At 47.7% G+C, this 4,475-nt stretch carries 5 protein-coding genes; 3 read left to right on the plus strand and 2 right to left on the minus strand.

Annotation, left to right across the window (positions count from 1 at the left end; genetic code table 11):
* Positions 1–372 precede the first annotated feature (372 nt).
* Positions 373–1,056 (minus strand): hypothetical protein, encoded by a 684-nt coding sequence (locus RMO84_RS17445; RefSeq protein ID WP_310489708.1) that lies wholly within the window; start codon positions 1,054–1,056, stop codon positions 373–375.
* Between the two features lie 659 nt (positions 1,057–1,715).
* Here RMO84_RS17445 and RMO84_RS17450 point away from each other — a divergent pair.
* A complete protein-coding gene (locus tag RMO84_RS17450) occupies positions 1,716–2,855 on the plus strand; it encodes a quinone-dependent dihydroorotate dehydrogenase (protein ID WP_310489709.1) in 1,140 nt (379 codons plus the stop codon).
* Between the two features lie 145 nt (positions 2,856–3,000).
* A complete protein-coding gene (locus RMO84_RS17455; RefSeq protein WP_310489710.1) occupies positions 3,001–3,372 on the plus strand; it encodes a response regulator in 372 nt (123 codons plus the stop codon).
* Positions 3,373–3,639: 267 nt separating this feature from the next.
* Here the strand turns inward: RMO84_RS17455 and RMO84_RS17460 are convergent, their stop codons facing one another.
* Entirely contained in the window at positions 3,640–4,125 is a 486-nt protein-coding gene (locus tag RMO84_RS17460) for a glutathione peroxidase (protein WP_310489711.1), read from the minus strand.
* A gap of 70 nt (positions 4,126–4,195) precedes the next feature.
* On the opposite strand from RMO84_RS17460, the gene RMO84_RS17465 reads away from it, so the two are divergent.
* The coding region (locus RMO84_RS17465; RefSeq protein ID WP_396135890.1) for a precorrin-6A/cobalt-precorrin-6A reductase at positions 4,196–4,475 on the plus strand (280 nt) is incomplete at its 3' end.

The following is a 4,475-nucleotide window of genomic DNA, read 5'->3' on the forward strand; positions in this document are numbered from 1 at the left end:
ACGGCGCCGCGAGAATTGGGCCCGTGCGATTGCGGTGCTGATCATCGTGGTGCTGTCGGGGTATTTTTATTGGAGAGACCATTATGGGCCGAAGGAGCACAAGCCCAATGAGCTTCATGGCACGCTGCCGAGCGCAAGGTAGGCGGCTCGTTCGGGCACGGCGGAGTGGCAGGCTCGCTGAGGAGTCCCGGCTCGGGAGTCGATGGCGTTGATGACGGGGTGTGAATCCCGTTCTCATTGCTAGATTTCTTCCTAAAAATTCATCTTTAAAGAAATAGCAGGGGCAATCGATAAATTGCCCCTGCTATTTCTTTGTGAGTGTGTGAGGCCAAAATTAGATTGAGCTACACTAAATTCGATCGATCGAATCGACTAAAACTCAAATCCCAAGCCAAAATTGACCCCGTTAATCGAGGCAAAGTCAGTATTGTAGTTGACGACTAGTGCTGTGGTTTCAAATAAATTGACATCGACACCGATCGTGCCGAGGAGTCCGAATTTGGAACTATTATTACTATTGGCACCAGAGCTAAACTGCACGCCACCACCAGCATGAAAAGTGATCAGCGGATTGCGCTCGAAGGGTTCTTTGTCACCAAACACAAAGTCATAAGTTAAGGGCACGCGGATGATGGTGCCATTACTACCAAAAATTGCCGATGGCCGGATCGAGTAATTTTGCCCAAATGAAAATCTACTAAGTGCCCCAAAGCCGGTGGCACCGTTCCCAGTCCCGATCGCGGGGCCAAAGTAGTTGCGAGGAATATTGGTCGGATAGCCGCTACCAGTATCTCTAATACTCGGTTCTGGCGGAGCTTGTGGGGTGGGGGGAGTGGAAGGGGTGGAACCGCCAGGAAGTTCGGACTGGGCGATTTTTTTGGGTGCGGGGGTCGCCTGGAGATCGGGGCTAGTCAGCGGTGCCGCTTGCCAATGTCGAGCGAGTTTGGATGAGATGGCGGTTTTGGTTGGTGTTGCAGTGGTGGCGGTAGGGAACAACGCCGCATTATCGAGGATTAAAATCGGAGTGGCGATCGTCGGTGTGGTCGGTGGCATCATAGTGGCTACTGATTACTCCTCAAAGATTAATGACTTTATCTATAACTGGCGGTCTGAATATACATGAATTATTAGACTGCTAATTGATTATATAGTTTCCCGATCTCCATTTGAGTTATCGATCGATGGTTTAAACTAGAGATCTCGGCACTCGATCGCCCACATCCGCCCTCTAAGAGAATGTCTGAGAAGTCTAATTGCTCCGTTTTCAGTGGGTAAATCCCCCTGTCTTGACTGAAACGCACGCTGTAGGAGAGCGAAGCGAGACGTGTCGCTAGACGGGAACCTCAGCGCGATTTCAGTCGCTAAATCCCCCTTAAAAAGCTACCGTGTATACACAACTCGAATAGACTTCGTTTCGAGATCTGAATCCCCCAAACCCCCTTAACAAGGGGGCTAAGATCCGGATCTTAGTCCCCCTTTTTAAGGGGGATTTAGGGGGATTCACACCAATTTCGCTTCTCTCTAGACTTGTGTATACACGGTAGCCTTAAAAAGGGGGACTAAGAGTCCGGTTCCCCCCTTGTTAAGGGGGGATTCAGATCTCGAAACGAAGTCCGACAGACTTGTGCGTACACCGTAGCTTTTTAAGGTGGCTAGGGGGATTTTCTAAGGGTTACGAGTGCTATCTTATACTTTTAAAACATCCTCTAACCATCTTGGATATTTATCAACTAGCCCTGCGTCCGCTCCTATTTTCCGCACTCAAAGCCGATCCAGAAACCATCCATAAGCAGTCTCTCAGCCTGTTACACGCGATCGATACTACCCCGACTTCGCCGCTGACCAAATTGGCCAAACTGAGCTTCCAGCAGTATTTTTGTCAGAGCGATCGCCGGTTGGAGCAGTCGGTTTTCGGCTTGAAATTTGCCAATCCCGTCGGCTTGGCGGCAGGGTTTGATAAAGATGGGATGGCGGCTGGAATCTGGCAATATTTGGGCTTTGGCTTTGCCGAACTCGGTACGGTGACTTATCATCCCCAACCGGGCAATGACAAACCGCGCCTGTTTCGGCTGCCCCAAGATCGCGCCGCCTTAAATCGGATGGGGTTTAATAATTTGGGGAGTGCGGCGATGGCGGAATTACTCCAGCAGCGTCAGCAGGGCGATTTTACGATTCCGATCGGGATTAATTTGGGTAAGTCAAAGATTACAGAATTAAAAGATGCGGCGAATGATTATTTGGGCAGCTTTCAACGATTGAAAGATCTGGGTGACTATTTTGTGATTAATGTCAGTTCGCCGAATACGCCCGGATTGCGAGACTTACAAGCGATCGAGCCGTTACGCGCAATTTTCGATACTTTACAACAAGAAAATCAAGGTCAAAAACCCATTTTAGTGAAAATTGCCCCCGATTTAGCGTGGGAAGATATCGCGGCGGTGGTGGAGCTATCTCAAGCATCTAAATTAGCAGGAATTATTGCCACGAATACGACGATCGATCGATCGCAATTAACAACTAAATTAGTCGCCGCTACGGGTAAACAAGTTACCGAAGAAGCTGGTGGGATTAGTGGCGCACCAGTGCGCCAAAAGTCTACCGAAGTCATTCGCTTTATCTATCATCACACAGGTGGCAGTTTGCCAATTATTGGCGTGGGGGGCATTTTTACTGCCGATGATGCATGGGAGAAAATTACGGCTGGCGCGAGTTTGATTCAAGTTTATACGGGCTGGACTTATAATGGCCCGTGGATGGTCGATCGAATTTTGACTGGATTACTCGCTAAATTAGCAGCGCGCGGATTGGAATCGATCGAGGCGGCGATCGGCATTGGTGACGATAAGCCGATCTAGTCGCATTTGCGGTTGTCTGACGAGCTAGAGATTGGTAAACTAGCATTGTCTTGTCAATGTATTGTAATATCGATCTGTTGTTGTAGCTGCGTCCTTGGCTGCAACTGTTGAGATCGGTATTTGATTAGTCGAGCAAATCGCGGTAATGAAAAAAATTTTAATTGTCGAAGATAGTCAATCCGAACGAGAGTTGACAGCTCTGTATCTGCAAAATCATAATTATCAAGTCATTTCGGCAAGTAATGCTGACGATGGGATGGAATTAGCTGCTAAAGAACAGCCTGATGCGATCGTGACCGATATTACGATGGAAGGAATTAATGGCTTTGAATTTTGTCGGCTATTGAAAGTGTATCCCGACACCGAAAAAATTCCCGTAATTGCTTGTACGGCACGCGATCGAGATTTAGATCGAATGTGGGGAGAAAAACAAGGGATTGATTTCTACATTACCAAACCATATTCCCAAGCAGAATTAATTACCGCGATCGAATCGGCAACAGCTAAGAAGTCGTAGGGTGTGGTGAAGATTAATTAACCTAATTTTCTGCCTATCACCCCAGCGGTTAGAAACCGCTGCTCGTAATACGAAGTCCGCGTAGCGACGCGCGTTCGTCGGGTTCCCCGACGTAAAAAGCGCGTCAAGACAGGCGGACTTTGCAATATTAGCCGCGACTTTAGTCGCAGGTAATTAGTAAGTAGCTGTACTAGATCGAGTTGATTGTGCGATCGAGTGACTCATTTTTACAGTTACTCGATCGATCCAGCCATTAAGATAAACTCTTTATTTTACTAGTGCCTCAATATCTTTAGCGATATCTTTGGGATCGGTATTCGAGCCGTAGCGTTTGACAACATTGCCACTACCATCGACCAAAAACTTGGTGAAGTTCCATTTGATCGCCTCCGTTCCCAAAATTCCGGGTGCGGCTTTTTCTAAATATTTAAACAGCGGGTGCGCGTTAGCACCATTGACATCGATCTTTTGAAATAACGGAAAAGACACCCCAAATCTGGTTTCGCAAAAAGACTGAATATCTGTCGCACTCCCTGGTTCCTGTTGCCCAAATTGATTGCAAGGAAAGCCCAGCACGGCAAAGCCACGACTTGCATATTTATCGTACAATTCTTGCAAACCCTTATATTGCGGCGTAAATCCACATTGACTGGCGGTATTGACGACAAGCAAAACTTTGTCGCGATAAGTACTCATCTCGACGGGTTGCCCTTCAATGCTAGTCGCGGAAAAGTCATACACTGTTGATGTCATAAAGATTTTTTCATTTTGTAGATACTAGTCTATTCATTATTATGGAACTGCTGCCAACTTGCTAGGAGTGATAAAACGACTTTTGATTGTCGGCGGCACTGGGGACGCGGTGCAATTAGCAGCAAGCGCGATCGATCTACCTGGATTAGAAGTAATTACTACCCTCGCCGGGAGAACCGCAAATCCTCATGCTATTGTCGGTGCAGTCCGGATTGGTGGCTTTGGTGGCGAAGCTGGTTTGGTAGATTACTTACAGGCAGAAAAAATCGATACGATCGTCGATGCTACTCATCCATTTGCCGCGCGGATGTCTTGGCATGTGGCTGGTGCGGCAAATCAGGTGGGCATTC

The sequence above is a fragment of the Chamaesiphon sp. VAR_69_metabat_338 genome (assembly GCF_031423935.1).
GTDB lineage: Bacteria > Cyanobacteriota > Cyanobacteriia > Cyanobacteriales > Chamaesiphonaceae > Chamaesiphon.